The sequence below is a fragment of the Rubrivirga halophila genome, from assembly GCF_046845755.1.
GTDB lineage: Bacteria > Bacteroidota > Rhodothermia > Rhodothermales > Rubricoccaceae > Rubrivirga.
Genome location: NZ_CP177357.1, coordinates 1,815,657 through 1,833,963, shown reverse-complemented (window position 1 = coordinate 1,833,963; position 18,307 = coordinate 1,815,657). Strand labels below are relative to the sequence as shown.

The window sequence follows — 18,307 nt, the reverse complement described above, 5'->3', positions numbered from 1 at the left end:
GGCAATCCGCCGGATCCAGCCGCGAGCGGAGACCCCGCCGAGGTGCGGTGAAACGCGGGCGAAGCCGGTTCGCGGGGCTCTTTCCGGCCGGGGGGCCGGCTACCTTCCGCATCCCGCTACGCCCCGGCGTGGCCTCACTTGCGCGGGAGCCGGCAGCCCCGGCGTTTGCACCGCACCCCAGTTATGGCAAAGAAAGTCGACGGCTTTATCAAGCTGCAGATCAAGGCGGGCCAGGCCTCCCCGGCGCCCCCGATCGGCCCCGCGCTCGGCCAGAAGGGCGTCAACATCATGGAGTTCTGTAAGGCGTTCAACGCCGCCACGCAGGAGAAGATGGGGCTCGTGATCCCGGTCGTGATCACCGTCTACGGCGACAAGAGCTTCACGTTCATCACGAAGAGCCCGCCGGCCGCGATCCTCCTGAAGAACGCCGCCAAGATCCAGAAGGGTGCGGGCGACCCGCTCCGGGAGAAGGTCGGCAAGGTCACCTGGGATCAGTGCCGCGACATCGCGGAGCAGAAGCTTGAGGACCTCAACGCGACCGACCTCGACAACGCCGCCCGCATGATCGCGGGCACGGCGCGCTCGATGGGCCTCACCGTCACCGGCGCCCCCATCGCCTAGTCGGATCCTGCCCGGGACGACGCCCCCCTGTGGGGCGCGGGCCCGAGCGCGATCCCTGTACCACCGCGGGAGCCAGCGACGCTGGCGATTGCACCGCACACCCCCCAACACCATGGCAAAGAGAGGCAAGCGCTACCGCAAGGCGGCTGAGGCCGTCGCGGCGGCCACCGAGGAAGCCGGCGGCGCGCTCCCGCTCGACACGGCCGCCCAACTCGTCAAGGCGACGAGCGGCGCCAAGTTCGAGGAGTCCGTCGACATCGACGTCCGTCTGGGCGTCGACCCCCGCCACGCCGACCAGATGGTCCGCGGCTCGGTCGCCCTCCCGCACGGGACCGGCAAGACCGTTCGCGTCCTCGTCCTCACGAATGAGGGCAAGCAGGCGGAGGCGACCGCCGCCGGCGCCGACATGGTCGGCCTCGACGACTACGCCGACAAGATCCAGAACGAAGGCTTCACCGACTTCGACGTGCTCATCGCGTCGCCCGATGTGATGCCGGTCGTCGGCCGGCTCGGCCGCGTGCTCGGCCCCCGCGGCCTGATGCCGAACCCCAAGTCGGGCACGGTGACGAACGACCTCGCCGCGGCCGTTGAGGCCGTCAAGGCCGGTCGGATCGACTTCCGCGTCGATAAGGCGGGCATCATCCACACCTCGATCGGCAACGTCTCGTTCTCGCAGGAGCAGATCCGCGACAACGCCGATGCCTTCCTCAAGGAGATCGTCCGGCTCCGTCCGGCCGCCGCCAAGGGCGTCTACGTCAAGAGCGTCACGCTCTCGACGACGATGGGCCCCGCCGTCCCCGTCGACCGCGCCGAAGCCGCCGTCGCCACCCGATAACCCTCCTGTGGCCCTTCCGGGCCGCGCAGCCAGACAAGACCATGCCGCTTACCAAAGAGCAAAAGCAGGAGGCACTCGGGGCCATCGCCGAGACCCTCGGCGACGCCAACACCGTCTACCTCACCGACTACCAGGGCCTGACCGTCGAGCAGGCGACGGGCCTCCGCCGCGCCTTCCGCGCCGCCGACGTCCAGTACAAGGTCCTCAAGAACACGCTCCTCCGCCGCGCGATGGAGGACAAGGGCGGGTTCGACGAGCTCCAGGACGCCCTCCACGGCCCCACGGCCGTCGCCTTCTCGAACGACCCGGCCGGCCCGGCCAAGGTCCTCAAGAAGTTCCTCGAGGACAACGACCTCGAGATCCCGCGCTTCAAGGGCGCCTACATCGACGGGGCCATCTACGGCGACGACCAGCTCGACATGCTGGCGACGCTCAAGAGCAAGGACGAGCTGCTGGGCGACATCCTCAGCCTCCTCATGGCTCCGATCACGAACGTCGCGTCGGCCCTCGGCGCGCAGGGCGCTGGCCTGGCCAGCGTCATCCAGCAGATCTCCGAGAAGGAGGAGGAGGCCTAGCCCTCCTGCTGACCCGCCCGCCTCGGCATCCTGCCGGGCCGGGCACCCTCATCCATAATCAGCGGCGCAGCCACTCCGGCACAGACCGCCGCAGGAACCCCCCAAACACATGGCAGACATCAACACCATCGCCGAGAGCCTCGTCAACCTGACCATCAAGGAGGCCAACGAGCTCCTGACGGTCCTCAAGGACGAGTACGGCATCGAGCCCGCCGCCGCCGCCGCCGTCATGGCCGGCCCGGCCGGTGGCGACGGCGCCGCGGCCGCCGAGGAGCAGTCCGAGTTCGACGTGATGCTCACGGGCATCGGCGGCAACAAGATCGCCGTCATCAAGGAGGTCCGCGGCATCACGGGCCTCGGCCTCAAGGAGGCCAAGGAGCTCGTCGACAACGCTCCGTCCGCGATCAAGGAGGGCGCCTCGAAGGAGGAGGCCGAGGAGATCAAGGGCAAGCTGGAGGCCGCCGGCGGCACCGTCGAGCTCAAGTAAGGGACGCGCGGGCCCGCGCCCGCGCGACGGCGTCCGCCCGCCTTCCCCGGCTCTGCCGGAGGGGGCGGGCGTTCGCGCCATCCGGTGGCCTCGGTTTTTCCGACGCCACCGTCGGTGTGTCCGGGCCCCGCCCGGCGCACACGGACCGACCGGAACCCCGCGTTCCGGGTCGCGTCCTTCTCCGTCGGCTCTGCCGACGGATGCCCGCGCCGCCGACGAGAGTCGGCCGGCGCCGCCCGGAGGCCCCGAGTTCGCTCGCGGTCTCGGCCGGGCCCTCGCATCAGCGGTCACCAAACCCCAGGGGTACGCCTTGAGCAACAGCAAGAGCGCCCGACCGGCGCCCAGTGGAGAGAGCACTCGCCAGTCGTTCGCCGACATCGCCGCCGTCCTCGACTTCCCGGACTTCCTCGAGATCCAGCTGAAGTCGTATCACGACTTTCTGCAGGCCGAGCTCGTTCCGGAGGAGCGCAACCCGAAAAAGGGTCTCGAGAACACGTTCCGGGAGCACTTCCCGATCACCGACACGAGAGAGCGCTACACGCTCGAGTACCTCCACTTTACGTTGGAGGCGCCCAAGCACTCCATCGAGGAGTGCCTCGCGCAGGGGCTCACGTTCGCCCTCCCGCTCAAGGCCAAGCTGCGCCTGAGCGCCAAGGAGGACGAGGATGAGGACGAGCCCGAGGAGGCCATCCAGCAGGATGTCTACCTCGGCAACCTCCCGGTCATGACCGAGAAGGGCACGTTCGTCGTCAATGGCGCCGAGCGCGTCATCGTCAGCCAGCTGCACCGCTCGCCGGGCGTCTTCTTCTCGCAGAGCGTCCACCCGAACGGGACGGACCTCTACAGCGCCCGCGTGATCCCCTTCCGGGGGTCCTGGATCGAGTTCTCGACCGACGTCGCGAACGTGATGTGGGCCTACATCGACCGCAAGAAGAAGCTGCCGGTGACGGCGCTCCTCCGCGCGCTCGGGTACTCGTCCGACTCCGAGATCGTCAACCTGTTCGACCTGGCCGACGAGGTCAAGATCTCGAACAAGACGAACTACAAGAAGCTCGTCGGCCGCGTCCTGGCCTCCTCGGTGACCGTCGAGGTCAAGCACGAGGTGATCGACGAGGACACGGGCGAGGTGCTCCAGGAGACCTCGGAGCGCGAGGTCGTGCTCCCCGCCGAGCACGAGCTGACCGAGGACGACTACGGCTTGCTCAAGGACGCCAACGTCCCGTCCGTCATCGTCCGCCGCGAGGCCGACGAGGACGACGACACGGCGCTCGACATGTCGACGCTGCTCAACACGCTCAAGAAGGACTCGACGCACTCCGAGGACGAGGCCCTCAACCAGCTCTACGAGACGCTCCGCAGCGCCGAGGCGCCCGACGTGGACGCCGCCCGCGCCCTGCTCGACCGCCTGTTCTTCTCGGACAAGCGCTACGACCTCGGGGACGTCGGCCGGTACCGGATGAACAAGCGGCTCGGCTTGCCGGCCGAGAACGATTCGGTCACGCTGTCCAAGGAGGACATCGTCGCCATCATCCGCGAGCTGGTCAAGCTCCAGAACGGCAAGTCGAACGTCGACGACATCGACCACCTCGGCAACCGCCGCGTGCGGACCGTCGGGGAGCAGCTCCAGAGCCAGTTCTCGCTCGGGCTCGCGCGCATGGCGCGGACCATCAAGGAGCGGATGAACTTGCGCGACGCGGACAAATTCACCCCCCAGGACCTCGTCAACGCGCGGACCGTCTCGTCGGTGATCAACACCTTCTTCGGGACGAACCAGCTGTCGCAGTTCATGGACCAGACGAACCCGCTCGCGGAGCTGACGCACAAGCGTCGGATGTCCGCGCTCGGGCCGGGTGGCCTGACGCGCGAGCGCGCCGGCTTCGAGGTGCGTGACGTCCACTACACGCACTACGGCCGTCTCTGCCCCATTGAGACGCCGGAGGGCCCAAACATCGGGCTCATCTCGTCGCTGTGCACGCACGGCGTCGTCAACCAGTTCGGGTTCATCGAGACGCCGTACCGGAAGGTCAAGAACGGCAAGGTGACCAAGAAGATCGAGTACCTGTCCGCCGAGGACGAGGACCGCTACACGATCGCCCAGGCCAACGCCCCGCTCAACGACGACGGGACGTACGCCAACGACCTGGTCCGCGCCCGCATCGGCGGCGACGTGCCCCTCGTGTCGCCCGACCAGATCGACTACATGGACGTGGCGCCGAACCAGATCATCTCGCCCGCCGCGAGCCTGATCCCGTTCTTGGAGCACGACGACGCCAACCGCGCGTTGATGGGCTCGAACATGCAGCGTCAGGCCGTGCCGCTCCTGCAGCCGTCCGCGCCGTACGTCGGCACGGGCCTGGAAGGCCGCATCGCCCGCGACTCCCGCGCGATCCTGGTCGCCGAGGGCGCCGGGACCGTCGAGTACGTCGACGCGACCAAGATCACGGTCCGCTACGACGAGACGCCCGAGGACGCGGACGCCGCGTTCGAGGAGCCCGTCCGGACCTACAAGCTCATCAAGTTCCGCCGGACCAACCAGGACACGAACGTCACCCAGAAGCCGCGCGTCGCCGCCGGCATGAAGGTGAAGAAGGGCGACCTGCTGGCGGACGGCGCCTCGACCGAGCGCGGCGAGCTCGCACTCGGCAAGAACGTGCTCGTCGCGTTCATGCCGTGGAAGGGCTACAACTTCGAGGACGCCATCGTCATCTCGGAGCGCGTGGTCAAGGAGGACATCTTCACCTCGGTCCACATCGAGGAGTTCGACCACCAAGTCCGCGACACCAAGCGCGGCGAGGAGGAGCTCACGCGCGAGATCCCGAACGTCTCCGAGGAGGCCACCAAGGACCTCGACGAGCGCGGCATCGTCCGCGTCGGCGCCGAGGTCAACCCCGGCGACATCATCGTCGGCAAGATCACGCCCAAGGGCGAGACCGACCCGACGCCCGAGGAGAAGCTGCTCCGCGCCATCTTCGGCGACAAGGCCGGCGACGTCAAGGACGCCAGCCTCAAGGCCAAGCCGGGCATGAACGGCGTCGTGATCGACACGATGCTGTTCTCGCGCCGCAAGACCGACGCCATCACCAAGAAGGCGGAGGAGAAGCGGCTCGAGGAGATCAAGCGCCAGCTCGAGCGCGAGGTCGACGCCCTGCAGCAGTCGTTCTACGAGCGGTTCTTCGCGCTCATCGGCGCCAAGAAGGCCGGCGCGGCCATCGAGCTGCGCGACGGCACGGTCGTGGTCTCGGAGGGCGCCAAGCTCTCGAAGACCGCGCTCAAGGCGATCGAGCCGGCGGACCTCAAGATCCGCCAGGCGTTCACCAACGACGACGACACCAACCGGCAGGCCTGGAAGCTGCTCGCCAACTACCAGCGCCGGCACCAGGAGGTGACGGGCTCGGCCGAGCAGGAGGAGTACCGGATCCAGATGGGCGACGAGCTGCCCCCGGGCATCGTCCAGCTGGCGAAGGTCTACGTCGCGAAGAAGCGCAAGCTGCAGGTCGGCGACAAGATGGCCGGCCGGCACGGCAACAAGGGCGTCGTCGCCAAGGTGGTCCCCGTCGAGGACATGCCGTTCTTGGAGGACGGCACGCCCGTCGACATCTGCCTCAACCCGCTGGGCGTCCCGTCCCGCATGAACCTGGGGCAGATCTTCGAGACGTTGCTGGGCTGGGCTGGCGAGAAGCTGGGCGAGACCTACGCGACGCCGGCCTTCGACGGCGCGTCGATGGACGACATCGCCGCCAAGATGCGCGAGGCCGGGCTCCCCGAGGACGGCCGCATCCAGCTTTTCGACGGCAACACCGGCGAGGCGTTCGACCAGAAGACGACGGTCGGGCAGATCTACATGCTCAAGCTGTCGCACCTGGTCGACGACAAGATCCACGCCCGCTCGATTGGCCCGTACAGCCTGATCACCCAGCAGCCGCTGGGTGGCAAGGCGCAGTTCGGCGGCCAGCGCTTCGGCGAGATGGAGGTCTGGGCGCTCTACGCGTACGGCGCCTCGAACGTCCTGCGTGAGATCCTGACCGTCAAGTCCGACGACGTCCAGGGCCGTTCGAAGGCCTACGAGGCCATCGTCAAGGGTGACAACATCCCCGAGCCGAACGTCCCCGAGTCGTTCAACGTCCTGCTCCGCGAGATGCAGGGCCTGGGCCTCGAAGTCCGAATCGACTGATAGAGGGATACGGGACGCGGGATGGAGGCACGCCCTCCGCCCGCGTCCCTCCATCCCAGTATCCCTCTCATCCCTCTACTCTCAATTATGGCATTCGGCATCCAGCCGGCCCAGCCGGCCCCCAAAAAGTTTTACAACTCGATCACGGTCAGCCTGAGCTCGCCCGAGACGATCCTGGAGCGGTCGTTCGGTGAGGTCTTGAAGCCCGAGACGATCAACTACCGCTCGTTCAAGCCCGAGAAGGACGGGCTGTTCTGCGAGAAGATCTTCGGCCCGGTCAAGGACTGGGAGTGCCACTGCGGCAAGTACAAGCGGATCCGCTACAAGGGCATCATCTGCGACCGCTGTGGCGTCGAGGTGACCCAGAAGTCGGTCCGCCGCGAGCGGTTCGGGCACATCACGCTGTCCGTCCCCGTTGTCCACATCTGGTACTTCAAGAGCCTGCCGAACAAGATCGGCGCGCTCCTGGGCATGAAGTCCAAGGACCTCGACCGCGTCATCTACTACGAGGCGTACGTCGTCGTGAACCCCGGCGGCGCGACCGCGCTCGGCATCGAGCAGGGCACGCTGCTGACGGAGAACGAGTACTTCGACGTGCTCTACCAGATCCGCGAGGACAACAACCGCCTCGCCGACGACGACCCCGAGAAGTTCGTCGCCATGATCGGCGGCGAGGCCGTCGAGGAGCTCCTCAAGCGGCTCGACCTCGACTCGCTGGCCGTCGAGCTCCGGTTCCAGGCCCGGACGGAGACGTCGCAGGCCCGCAAGGCCGAGTCGCTCAAGCGGCTCGGCATCGTCGAGTCGTTCCGCGGCGCCAACTCGCGCATCGAGAACCGGCCCGAGTGGATGGTCATGAAGGTGGTCCCGGTGATCCCGCCGGAGCTCCGCCCGCTCGTCCCCCTCGAGGGCGGCCGGTTCGCGACGTCGGACCTCAACGACCTGTACCGCCGCGTCATCATCCGGAACAACCGGCTCAAGCGGCTCATCGACATCAAGGCCCCGGAGGTCATCCTGCGCAACGAGAAGCGCATGCTCCAGGAGGCCGTCGACTCGCTCTTCGACAACAGTCGCAAGGCGAACGCCGTCCGCTCAGACTCGAACCGCGCGCTGAAGTCGCTGAGCGACATGCTCAAGGGCAAGCAGGGCCGGTTCCGCCAGAACCTGCTCGGCAAGCGCGTCGACTACTCGGGCCGCTCGGTCATCGTGGTCGGCCCGGAGCTCAAGCTCCACGAGTGCGGCTTGCCCAAGCAGATGGCCGTCGAGCTGTTCAAGCCGTTCATCATCCGCAAGCTCATCGAGCGCGGGATCGTCAAGACGGTCAAGAGCGCCAAGAAGGTGGTCGACCGCCGGACGGCCGACGTGTTCGACATCCTGGAGAAGGTGATCGACGGGCATCCCGTGATGCTCAACCGCGCGCCGACGCTGCACCGGCTCGGCATCCAGGCGTTCCAGCCGGTCTTGATCGAGGGCAAGGCGATCCGGCTGCACCCGCTCGTCACGACGGCCTTCAACGCCGACTTCGACGGCGACCAGATGGCCGTCCACGTGCCCCTCTCGCACGACGCGATCCTGGAGGCGAGCATCCTGATGCTCGCGTCGCACAACATCATGTCGCCCGCGCACGGCGGCCCGGTGGCGGTCCCGTCGCAGGACATGGTCCTGGGCATGTACTACATGACCAAGGACCGCGCCGGGGAGAAGGGCGAGGGCATGATCTTCAGCTCGACCCAGGAGGTCCGCCAGGCCTACGACCAAGGCACCGTCGCGCTCCACGCCCGCATCAAGCTCCGCTTGCGCGAGGACGAGTTCATGGGCGACGCCAAGGCCGGCGAGATGGTCGACACGGCCGTCGGGCGCGCGCTGTTCAACGACATCGTGCCCCAGGGCGTCGGGTACATCAACCAGGTCCTGACCAAGAAGAACCTCCGGGGTATCATCTCGGGCGTCTTCAAGGCCACCAACTTCCCGCTCACGGCCAAATTCCTCGACGACGTCAAGGACCTCGGCTTCGGGCAGGCGATGCTGGGCGGCCTGAGCTTCTCGCTGTCCGACATCGTGGTGCCGGAGGCCAAGTTCACGCTCCTCAAGGAGGCCGAGGACCGGGCCGACGACATCCGCTCGAACTACGAGATGGGCTTCATCACCGAGGCCGAGCGCTACAACCAGGTCATCGACGTCTGGACGTCGACGAACAACGACATCGCGACGGTCCTCTACGACGCGCTCAAGGAGGACCAGGACGGGTTCAACGCCATCTACATGATGGCCGACTCCGGCGCCCGTGGCTCGCGCGAGCAGATCCGCCAGCTCGGCGGCATGCGCGGGCTCATGGCCAAGCCGCAGAAGTCGCAGGCCGGCTCCGCCGGCGCGATTATCGAGAACCCGATCAAGTCCAACTTCAAGGAGGGCCTGTCGGTCGCCGAGTACTTTATCTCGACGCACGGTGCCCGCAAGGGCCTGGCCGACACGGCGCTCAAGACGGCCGACGCCGGCTACCTGACGCGCCGGCTCGTCGACGTGTCGCAGGACGTGTCGATCCAGTCCGAGGACTGCGGCACCCTCCGCGGCGTCCGGATGGAGGCGCTCAAGGACAACGAGGACATCGTCGAGTCGCTCCGCGACCGCATCGTCGGCCGCGTGTCGGTCCACGACGTGCGCGACCCGGAGACCGAGGAGATCATCGTGCGTCGGGACGACCGGATCACGGATGAGATCGCCGACCAGATCGCGGCCACGGCCCTCGAGGTCGTCGAGATCCGTTCGGTGCTGGCATGTGAGGCCACGCGCGGCGTGTGCGCCCTGTGCTACGGCCAGGACCTCGCGAACGGCCGGATGGTGCAGCGCGGCGAGGCCGTGGGCGTTATCGCGGCGCAGTCCATCGGCGAGCCCGGCACGCAGCTCACGTTGCGCACCTTCCACATCGGTGGCACCGCCAGCCGCATCGCGGCCGAGTCGACCATCGAGTCGAAGTTCGGCGGCAAGGTGACCTTCGAGAACCTGCGGACGGTCAAGTCCGGCACGGGCAAGGACGCCAAGACGATCGCCCTCGGGCGCTCCGGCGAGGTCCGCATCCTGGACGCCGACGGCAAGCAGCGGATCGCCTACACGATCCCCTACGGCGCCGACGTGACCGTCAAGGAAGGCTCGACGATCGAGAAGGGCGACGTGATCGCCACGTGGGACCCCTACAACTCGGTCATCGTGGCCGAGACGGCGGGCACCATCCGCTTCCAGGACGTCATCGAAGGGACGACGTACCGCGAGGAGTCGGACGAGCAGACCGGCTTCCGCGAGAAGGTCATCACCGAGTCGCGCGAGCGCTCGCTCACCCCGGCGCTCGTCGTCGAGGGCAAGGGCGGGCGGGAGTACACGATGCCCGTTCGGGCGCGTCTCCAGGTCAACGCCGGCGACACGATCGACGCGGGCGCCGTGCTCGCGAAGTTGCCGCGCCAGTCGGCCGGCACGCGAGACATCACCGGTGGTCTGCCGCGCGTCATCGAGCTGTTCGAGGCCCGCCAGCCGTCCGACCCGGCGGTCGTGACGGAGATCGACGGCGTCGTCAGCTTCGGCGGCCGCAAGCGCGGCTCGCAGGAGGTGATCGTGACGTCGCGCGACGGGGCGACCGAGAAGACGTACCTCGTCTCGCTCTCGAAGCACCTGCTGGTCCACGAGAACGACTTTGTCCGTGCGGGCGAGGCGCTGTCCGACGGCCAGATCTCGCCCCAGGACATCCTGGCCATCCTCGGGCCCACGGCGGTCCAGGAGTACCTCGTCAACGAGGTCCAGGAGGTCTACCGCCTGCAGGGCGTCGGCATCAACGACAAGCACATCGAGGTGGTCGTCCGCCAGATGATGCAGAAGGTCCGGATCACCGACCCCGGCGACACGCCGTTCCTGGAGGACAACCTGGTCGACCGGCTCCGGCTGGAGGCCACGAACGACGCCCTCTACGACAGCTTCGTCGTGGTCGACGCCAGCGAGTCCGGGTTCCAGATCGGCCAGTCGATCTCGCGCCGCCAGCTCCGCGAGGCCAACTCGCAGCTCAAGCGCGACGACAAGCCGGAGATGGAGGTCCGCGAGGCCGAGCTGGCCGTCGCCGAGCCGGTCCTGCTGGGGATCACGCAGGCCGCCCTCAAGACGGACTCGTTCATCTCGGCGGCCTCCTTCCAGGAGACGACCAAGGTGCTCACCGAGGCCGCGATCGCGGGCAAGTCCGACAGCCTGCTCGGGCTCAAGGAGAACGTCATCATCGGGCACCTCGTCCCGGCCGGGACGGGCCTGCGGAAGTACCAGGACATCGTCGTGGGCAGCCGCCAGGAGCTCGAAGCGCTCCAGGCGACCCAGGACGCGCTCGACCGCGGGATGGCCGGCGGCGACGGCGACTTCCTCGGTGCGCCGACGGCCCCGGCCGCCGACGACGAGACGCTGGCCGAGATCAACCGCCGCCTGGGCTAGTCGCCCGTCGGCACGGAGAACCGGACGCCCCGGCCGCCGCGCGCGGCCGGGGCGTCTTGTGTTTATCGTAGGACGTGCGATGACATATGCGCGGTCGGCTTGGGAAGCGCCTCCACCGTTCGATCAGAGCTGTGTCCCCCCTGTGTCGATGAGTACCGACGTGTCCGACCCCACCCCTGCATCGGACGATGCGGATCTCCTCCCCACGAGCGGGGAGTGGTACGCGGCGGCGGCCCGGCTGCCCCGGCGCGACCAGAGCGTCCGGGTGCGGACGGGCACGGGCCATTTCCCCCTCGCCCGGTTCGAGGTGGCCTTCACCGAGGACTGGCCGGCGGGCGTGTCCTGGGTGCTCGGGTCCGACCAGCGCCTCCCGTTCAGCGACGTCGTGGCGTGGACGCCCGACGTGGAGGCCCCGGCCCCCGAGCCGGACCCGCCGCCGGTCGCTGAGCCCGTCCCGGAGCCCGACACGCCCCGGCCCCTGCCGGCGCTCGCCGCCGAGCTCCAGTCGGAGGTGGAGCGCACCAAGGCCGTGCTCCGGTTGCTCCCGCAGTCCCTGATGGACTGGTCGCCGCACCCCGACATCCCGACCCTGTCCACGCTGGCGCTCCGCACGGTCCGCATCGCCGCCCGAATCGGCTGGATGCTCGACCTCGACGAGATGGAGCAGTCGTTCGAGCCCGACGTGCCCGACTTCGAGACCGTCGACCAGATTTTCGTGTCGTACAGCGCGAACGCCGAGGAGGTGGCCGAGCTGATCGAGGCGCTCGACGGGGAGCGGTTGAGCCAGCCGTGGCGGCTGGTCCGCAACGGCGGCCTGGTGTCCGAGATGCCTCGCGGCAACGCCCTCCGCTGGTACGGGCTGACCCCGCTGATCCACCACCGCGCCGAGATCTCGATCATGCTGCGCGCGCTTGGGATCCACCCGCCGCACCTGTACCCCGGCTGGGCGTTCACCGACGCCGTCGCCGGGGAGCGCTGGGAGGTCCCCCCGGGCGCCATCGCTCCGGACGCCAGCGCGGGGGGGAGCGCCTAGGCGGGGCGCAGCCGGGCGGCCCCCGTCCCGCGGCGCTATCGTGTCGTCCGACCTCGCCCCGACCGATGCGCCGACCCGTCCCGCTCCTCTTCGCGCTCGCGCTCGTCTGGGGCTGCGACGCCACGGGACCCGAGCCCCCGCCGCCCGCCGGGCTCGTGACGAGCCTGACCGTAGCCCACAACCCGACGGGAGCAACCCCGCTGGCGGCGCTCGCGTCGCTGCAGACGACCCATCCCGTGACCGTCGAGGTGACGGTCGAGGGGAGGGGAGGGCCGGCCACCGAGATCCGGCACCGCACGACGGAGGCGGCGACCTCGCACGCGATCCCGCTGCTGGGCCTGTACCCGGGCTCCGAGACGGCCGTGCGCCTCGACCTGCGATCCGCCGATGGGCGCGTCCTTGAAACGCGCCAGCTGTCGGTCGCGGCGCCGCCTCTGGCGGCCGACTTCCCCGCGATCACCGTCGACGTGCCGCCGGGGGCCGGCGTGCGGCCCGGCGTCACGGTCGTGAGCTACTTCGGCCACGACGGGAGCGTGACGCCCCAGCGCGTCTTCGCCTACGACGCCGCCGGCGCCATCCGCTACGTGCTCGACGTTTCCGGCCACCCCGACCTCGGCGCGCTGTTCTTCGACAACGGGGTCTCTCGCCTGGCGAACGGAAACTGGCTCCTCCCGGACCGGAGCTCGAACGCCATGTACGAGATCGATCTCGTCGGCCGCGTCGTCCGGTCGTGGCCGTTCCAGGGCGTCCGCTTCCACCACGAGGCGCTCGAGCTGCCGTCGGGCAACCTGCTGGCGACCGTCGACCGCGAGGGCGCCCCGACCGTCGAGGACGTGCTCGTCGAGCTCGACCGGGGCTCGGGCGCCGTCGTCGCCGAATGGGACCTGACGCGGTCGCTCGACCCCTCCCGCCGGGCCTGGCCGACCGATCTCGCCGACCTCGACGTGGACTGGTTCCACGCGAACGGCGTGGCCTACGACGCGGGCGACGACGCCATCGTGGTGTCGGGCCGGACACAGGGCGTCGTCAAGCTGACGCGCGCCAACCGCGTGCAGTGGGTCCTGGCCCCGCACCGCGGCTGGGGCCGCGCGGGCGACGGCACCGACCTCGCGACCCGGCTCCTCCAGCCGCTCGACGCGAGCGGCGCGCCCATCACCGACCCCGCCGTCCTCGACGGCGCCGCCCCGCACCCGGACTTCGAGTGGGCGTGGTACCAGCACGCCCCCGAGGTCCTACCCGGCGGGCGGCTCCTGCTCTTCGACAACGGCGACAACCGGGGCTACGGCGCCGGCGGCACCTACAGCCGCGCCGTCCTCTACGCGATCGACGAACCGGCGATGACCGTCCGCCAGCTCTGGGCCTACGGCCGCGAGCGCGGCGCCGAGACCTACTCGCGCATCGTCTCCGATGTGGACCTCCACGAGCCCGAGGGCGTCGTCCTGTTCGCGCCGGGCGCCGTGGCGGGCCCGGCCGGGAAGGTGGTCGAGGTCTCGCTCGCGAGCGGGGCGGTGCTGGCCGAGGTCACCATCCGGCCACCCCAGGCGCCCTTCGGCATCACCTTCCACCGCGTCGAGCGGATGCCGCTGTACCCGGCGCGCTAGCGCCTCGCCGCCCTAGCGACGCTCAGCGCCTCCCGAGCCCACGCCAGCAGGCCGTCGTCGTCGTCCACGACCGAGGCGGGGACGCGCCAGTAGGGCATCGTGCCGGACCGCACGGCCCCCTCGGCCTCGATCCGGTCCCGGGTGGCGTCGTTGCCCTTGAGCGCCAGCGCCCCGTCGGGAGTGATCATGCCGAACATGACGCCGTCGGCGAACAACCCATGCCCGCCAAACATGGGCTTGGACGAGGCGCCCAGGGGGCCCAGTCGCTCGGTGAAATGGGCGGCGGCCGTGACGGCGGCACCGGTGCCGCGAGGTCCTTTCGTGCCCATGGCAGGGGAGGGGAGTGCGCGGGCAAGCTAGGCCCGGCGGGGGCTCGGACCAGCGGCCGTCGGCGCGGGTCGGGCCGCAGGGGCCCGCGCGGGGGAAACCCCTAGACCTGCCTGGATCGGACAGGTCGCTTTGAAACGGTGGATTCACATCGATAAGCCATATGTGGTCGCATCCGACGGCCTCCTCATTCCCCGCTGCAGGCACGTTCTATGGCTGAGTTTCTGACACCGATGCCCACGCCCGATGGCCCGAGTTTCCAATCGGGTCCCAGCGCCATGTGGTATGACCCCAAGAGCCGGCTCCCGCGTCCGTCCCAGCTGGTCCTGGTGCTGACCACGCGTGGCTCACGCCAGGCGGCCCGCTTCGCCGTGGCGTACACCGAGGCGTGGCCCCAGGGGGCCTCCTGGGTCCTCCAGCGGAGCGGGGACGCGGTCCCCTTCGAGGACGTGACCGTGTGGTCGCCCGACGTCGGGGCCGAGCGGCCCGGCCTGGTGGACGCGTCGGCCCCGATGTCGGGTGAGTCGGCGGCGCCCCCGCCCGCCATCGCGACCGAGATCGTCGCCGAGATCGTGCGCACGGGCGACCTACTCCGCAAGATCCCCCCGGAGCACCTCGACTGGTCGCCGCATCCCCAGGTCCCCACGCTCCGCACCTTGGCGCTCCGCGTGGTGCGCATCGTCGCGCGCGTGGGCTGGATCCTCGACCTCGACTCGATCGAACTCACCTACGAGCCCGACCTGTCGGAGCTGGTGACGGTCGATCAGATGGTGACGGCGTACCTCGCCAACCAGCGGGCCGTGCGTCGGCTGGCGGCGGAGACCGACGGCGCGGCCTTGCGCGAGCCGTGGCAGCTGGAGCGCAACGGCGCCGTCGTGGCCCGGCTGGCTCGCGGGAATGCCGTCCGGCTGTTCGGGCTGGTGCCCGTGGTCCACCACCGCGCCGAGATGGCGATGATGCTGACGGCGCTCGGCGTCCGCACCGAGCACCCGTACGGCCCGTGGGCGTTCGGAGACGCCATCGCCGCCCCGGCCGGGTGGGGCGGGACCTTGGGCGGGGAGGCGCCGACGCTGCTGTCAGCCTGACCTCCCCACCCGCTGGCGCCTAGGCGCCGCGGCCCGTCTCGGCCTGCAGGTCGTCGATCTTTTTCGACGCCTCGGCCTTCGTGAGCCCGTCGACCGACTCGGGGTCGAGGCCCGCCTCCTGGGCGAGCGTGTGGAGGTACGACGTCTGAGCGCCGGTCATGGCCTCGTCGCCCGTGGTCCAGTTGTCGGGGTCCTTCTGAGCGTTCGAGTCGGTCGTGGTCTGGTCGGCAGGGGTCGCCATGGTCTCTGGGGGGGTGTGTGAGCCGCAAGGTGCGCTCCCGCTCCGCCAGCAGTCCGTCATCGTCCAGCCGCCGATAGGGGCGTCAGGGGGTGCCCGAGGGGCTCCGTCCGGGCCGTGTGCCGTAGACCTTGGCCGCCTGCCGGAAGACCGTCGCGTGCAGGTCGGCGGTCGCCGCCGCCAGCGTCTCCGGCGCCTCGCCGGGCGTGCGCCGTGCGGCGTACCCGCCCGAGAGCAACAGGCACAGGGGGAGGCCCGCCGACTGCACAGCCTCGCACACGAACCGGTCGCGCGCCGCCAGCCCCGCACGCGTCAGCGCCAGCCGCCCGAACCGGTCGCCCGCGACGACGTCGACGCCCGCGAGGTAGACCACGAGGTCCGGCGTGGCCTCCGTCAGCGCGTCCCCTAGCGCCTCGGCCACGGCCGCCAGGTAGGCCTCGTCGCCGGTCCCGTCCGCCAGCCCGACGTCGTGCGTCGAGGGCGGCTTCTCGAAAGGGAAGTTGCGCGCGCCGTGGACCGACAGCGTGTAGACGCCACCCGCTGGCCACGCCCGGGCGCCGCTGAAGACGTGGGCGGTCCCGTTTCCCTGGTGCACGTCGAGGTCGACGACGAGCGCGCGCCGGATCCACCCCGACCGCTGGAGCGCGCGCAGGGCGACGGCGACGTCGTTGAGCACGCAGAAGCCCTCGGGCCGGTCCGGCATCGCGTGGTGCGTGCCGCCCGCCAGGTTCCCCGCCAGCCCGTCGTGGAGCGCCATCAGGCACGCGTTGAGCGTCCCCTGCACCGCCAGCCGGCTCCGCCGGACGAGCGCCGCGCTCTGGGGCAGCCCCATCCGCCGCTCTTCGGCCTTGGTCAGCGCGCCCGTGGCGAGGGCGTCGAGGTAGCGCGGCGTGTGGACGAGGAGCAGGTCGGCCCAGTCGGCCTCGCGCGGGGCCACGACGTCGGCCGCGGCGATCACACCCTCCGCGAGCAGGATCTCGTGGAGCGCCGAGAACTTCCCCATCGGGAAGGCGTGGCGCGGCGGCAGCGGGACGACGTAGTCCGGGTGGTACGAGACGCGCACGGGGCGGACGAGAAGGGGAGGTGCGGTCCGTGGGGCTGGCGGCTCGCGCCGGCCCGGTCGTCGGCTACTCCTGGCCCGGCGGCGGCGCCCGCAGGTCGTCGACGGCCGGGGTGAGACTCAGCCCCGTCCGCTGGGCGACGACGTAGGCGTCGAACGGCGTCGTCTCGTATGCCTCCTCGTGCACGTACATCAGGACGTAGAGGAAGGTCTGGGCGTCGGTGTACCCGGGGAATTTCGTGATCAGCGCGCCGTCGGTGTCGACAAACACGCTCGTCGGCGTACCGCTGATGGCCATCGCCTGGCCGAGTTCGACGCCCGTCACCGAGGCGTCGAAAAACTGTATCGTCTCCGGGTCTTCGAGGTCCAACCGCGTCGGCGCGTAGTGCGCGTTGAGGTAGTCCTGCACGGCGTCGTCGGTAAAGACGTTCGCGTCGAACCGGGCGCAGTACCCGCACCACGAGGCGTAGCCGTAGACCAGGATCACGCGGTCCTCGGCCTGCGCCTTGGCGATTGCCTCTTCCATCCCGAACCACGCCGGGGCGTCGTCGGGCACGATGGACGCGTCGACCTGGGCCAGGGCGGCAGGCGCGAGGGCCAGGAGAAGGGCGGCGAGAAAGGCCTTGGTCATGCGAGGAGACGATCGATGAGGTGGCGGAACGTGTGCCGGCCGCGCGTCCATGTGTACGGCGCCAGCGCGGCGTGTGCGTTTTCCGCCCAGCGCGCCCGGACGGCCGGGTCGAGCGAGCGGCGCAGGGCGCCGGCGACGGACTCGGGGTCGGCCGGGTCGGCGAGGACGCCCACGCCCCGGTCGACGACGGCCCGGATCTCGGGGAGCGGGCTGGCGAGGACCGGGACGCCGGCCGCAAGGTACTCGAACAGCTTGTTAGGCAGGCTCAGCCGCAGGCTCTCGGTCAGCGGTTCGATCAGGCACGCGCCGAGGTCGGCGCCCGGCGTCAGCGCCGCGAGCCGGTCGGGCGGGACGAACGGCGACACCACGAGCCGGTCGCCCAACGCCGCCCCGGCCCGCGCGAGATCCTCGCCCAGCGCCCCCTCGCCGATGCACACCAGCCGGACCTCCTCGACCCGGCGCGTCGCCTCGACGAGCGCTCGGAGTCCGCGACCCTCTCGGAACAGGCCCTGGTACAGCACCACGACGCGACCGTCGTCGGGGAGGCCCAGCGCGCGCGCCAGCGCGGTCCGGTCAGGGCCAGGCGCGGGCTCCGGCGCGTTGTAGAGCACGACCGGCCGGTCGATGCCGTACGTGGCCGCCAGCCGGTCCGCGATGGCGTCGCCGACCGTGAGCACGGCGTCGGCGCGGCGGATGAAGCGGCCCTCGACGGCGCCCCACACGCGCCCGACGAGAGGACGCCCGTGCGTGGAGTCGAGGGCCGCGTACAGCTCGCGCGAGTCGTAGACGAGGGCCCCGCCATTCGCCCGGGCGGCGCGGGCGAGGGCCGGCAGGCTGTAGAGGTCGCTGGCGAGGTACAGGCCGGCGGGCGCTGCGAGCGCCGCGCGGCGCACGGCGCGGTGCGCCCGCCAGAACCCCCGGGGCCCGCCGCCCGCGTCGACGGGCACCACGCGGAGGTCGGCGTCGACGGCGGCCGGGTCTCGGGGGGGTGCGGTTTGAAGCACCGTCGTGGCCACGCCTGCCTCGGCGAGCGCGCGGAGTTGGCGGAGGGCGCGGGACGAGCCGGTGACGTCGCCGACCAGGGCGAAGACGGCGGTGCGATCGGAAAGAGACAACAGAGTGGGCAGACGAACCGGAGCGCCCCAACGTATGTTCATCGCCCGCACGGCGCTCGCGCTGGCTCACCCA

The 18,307-nt window shown here is 70.1% G+C and carries 14 protein-coding genes; 9 read left to right on the top strand and 5 right to left on the bottom strand.

Annotation, left to right across the window (positions count from 1 at the left end; all coding sequences use genetic code 11):
• The first annotated feature begins 183 nt into the window (after positions 1–183).
• The 8 genes from rplK (at position 184) to ACLIRP_RS07995 (ending at position 13,778) form a co-directional block, all read left to right on the top strand.
• The gene (rplK, locus tag ACLIRP_RS08030; protein WP_412063449.1) at positions 184–621 is read left to right on the top strand and encodes a 50S ribosomal protein L11; all 438 of its coding nucleotides are present in this window, start codon (positions 184–186) and stop codon (positions 619–621) included.
• A gap of 112 nt (positions 622–733) precedes the next feature.
• Entirely contained in the window at positions 734–1,456 is a 723-nt protein-coding gene (gene rplA, locus ACLIRP_RS08025) for a 50S ribosomal protein L1 (RefSeq protein WP_412063448.1), read from the top strand.
• 41 nt (positions 1,457–1,497) lie between these two features.
• Positions 1,498–2,031 (top strand): 50S ribosomal protein L10, encoded by a 534-nt coding sequence (gene rplJ / locus ACLIRP_RS08020; RefSeq protein WP_412063447.1) that lies wholly within the window; start codon positions 1,498–1,500, stop codon positions 2,029–2,031.
• A gap of 109 nt (positions 2,032–2,140) precedes the next feature.
• Positions 2,141–2,518 (top strand): 50S ribosomal protein L7/L12, encoded by a 378-nt coding sequence (rplL, locus tag ACLIRP_RS08015; protein WP_412063446.1) that lies wholly within the window; start codon positions 2,141–2,143, stop codon positions 2,516–2,518.
• Between the two features lie 310 nt (positions 2,519–2,828).
• The gene (gene rpoB / locus ACLIRP_RS08010; RefSeq protein WP_412063445.1) at positions 2,829–6,689 is read left to right on the top strand and encodes a DNA-directed RNA polymerase subunit beta; all 3,861 of its coding nucleotides are present in this window, start codon (positions 2,829–2,831) and stop codon (positions 6,687–6,689) included.
• 87 nt (positions 6,690–6,776) lie between these two features.
• On the top strand, positions 6,777–11,144 hold the full coding sequence (gene rpoC / locus ACLIRP_RS08005) for a DNA-directed RNA polymerase subunit beta' (RefSeq protein ID WP_412063444.1): 4,368 nt from the start codon (positions 6,777–6,779) through the stop codon (positions 11,142–11,144).
• A 160-nt stretch (positions 11,145–11,304) separates the two neighbouring features.
• Positions 11,305–12,177 (top strand): DinB family protein, encoded by an 873-nt coding sequence (locus ACLIRP_RS08000; RefSeq protein ID WP_412063443.1) that lies wholly within the window; start codon positions 11,305–11,307, stop codon positions 12,175–12,177.
• A 65-nt stretch (positions 12,178–12,242) separates the two neighbouring features.
• The gene (locus tag ACLIRP_RS07995) at positions 12,243–13,778 is read left to right on the top strand and encodes an aryl-sulfate sulfotransferase (protein ID WP_412063442.1); all 1,536 of its coding nucleotides are present in this window, start codon (positions 12,243–12,245) and stop codon (positions 13,776–13,778) included.
• On the opposite strand, the gene ACLIRP_RS07990 is transcribed toward ACLIRP_RS07995, so the two are convergent.
• On the bottom strand, positions 13,775–14,107 hold the full coding sequence (locus tag ACLIRP_RS07990; protein WP_412063441.1) for a TfoX/Sxy family protein: 333 nt from the start codon (positions 14,105–14,107) through the stop codon (positions 13,775–13,777). The two genes, ACLIRP_RS07995 and ACLIRP_RS07990, sit on opposite strands and share 4 nt — an antisense overlap.
• A 276-nt stretch (positions 14,108–14,383) precedes the next feature.
• On the opposite strand from ACLIRP_RS07990, the gene ACLIRP_RS07985 reads away from it, so the two are divergent.
• Positions 14,384–15,190 carry a DinB family protein gene (locus ACLIRP_RS07985; RefSeq protein WP_412063440.1) on the top strand — a complete coding sequence of 269 codons (807 nt, stop codon included), beginning with the start codon at positions 14,384–14,386 and terminating at the stop codon, positions 15,188–15,190.
• Positions 15,191–15,209: 19 nt separating this feature from the next.
• Here ACLIRP_RS07985 and ACLIRP_RS07980 read toward each other — a convergent pair whose 3' ends face one another.
• The 4 genes from ACLIRP_RS07980 to ACLIRP_RS07965 form a co-directional block, all read right to left on the bottom strand.
• A complete protein-coding gene (locus ACLIRP_RS07980) occupies positions 15,210–15,431 on the bottom strand; it encodes a DUF3072 domain-containing protein (RefSeq protein ID WP_412063439.1) in 222 nt (73 codons plus the stop codon).
• Positions 15,432–15,513: 82 nt separating this feature from the next.
• Entirely contained in the window at positions 15,514–16,491 is a 978-nt protein-coding gene (locus ACLIRP_RS07975; RefSeq protein ID WP_412063438.1) for a histone deacetylase, read from the bottom strand.
• Positions 16,492–16,555: 64 nt separating this feature from the next.
• Positions 16,556–17,119, bottom strand: a complete 564-nt coding sequence (locus ACLIRP_RS07970; RefSeq protein WP_412063437.1) for a thioredoxin family protein — start codon at positions 17,117–17,119, stop codon at positions 16,556–16,558.
• Positions 17,116–18,234 (bottom strand): glycosyltransferase, encoded by a 1,119-nt coding sequence (locus ACLIRP_RS07965; protein WP_412063436.1) that lies wholly within the window; start codon positions 18,232–18,234, stop codon positions 17,116–17,118. The genes ACLIRP_RS07970 and ACLIRP_RS07965 overlap by 4 nt, the downstream gene beginning before the upstream one ends.
• Positions 18,235–18,307 lie beyond the last annotated feature (73 nt).

Excerpts from the sequence above, each read along its gene's own strand:
- ACLIRP_RS07990 (WP_412063441.1), bottom strand. The coding sequence starts at position 14,107 with ATGGGCACGAAAGGACCTCGCGGCACCGGTGCCGCCGTCACGGCCGCC.
- rplK (WP_412063449.1), top strand. The coding sequence starts at position 184 with ATGGCAAAGAAAGTCGACGGCTTTATCAAGCTGCAGATCAAGGCGGGC.
- ACLIRP_RS07980 (WP_412063439.1), bottom strand. The coding sequence starts at position 15,431 with ATGGCGACCCCTGCCGACCAGACCACGACCGACTCGAACGCTCAGAAG.
- ACLIRP_RS07970 (WP_412063437.1), bottom strand. The coding sequence starts at position 17,119 with ATGACCAAGGCCTTTCTCGCCGCCCTTCTCCTGGCCCTCGCGCCTGCC.
- rplL (WP_412063446.1), top strand. The coding sequence starts at position 2,141 with ATGGCAGACATCAACACCATCGCCGAGAGCCTCGTCAACCTGACCATC.
- rplJ (WP_412063447.1), top strand. The coding sequence starts at position 1,498 with ATGCCGCTTACCAAAGAGCAAAAGCAGGAGGCACTCGGGGCCATCGCC.
- ACLIRP_RS07985 (WP_412063440.1), top strand. The coding sequence starts at position 14,384 with ATGTGGTATGACCCCAAGAGCCGGCTCCCGCGTCCGTCCCAGCTGGTC.
- rplA (WP_412063448.1), top strand. The coding sequence starts at position 734 with ATGGCAAAGAGAGGCAAGCGCTACCGCAAGGCGGCTGAGGCCGTCGCG.
- ACLIRP_RS07995 (WP_412063442.1), top strand. The coding sequence starts at position 12,243 with ATGCGCCGACCCGTCCCGCTCCTCTTCGCGCTCGCGCTCGTCTGGGGC.
- rpoC (WP_412063444.1), top strand. The coding sequence starts at position 6,777 with ATGGCATTCGGCATCCAGCCGGCCCAGCCGGCCCCCAAAAAGTTTTAC.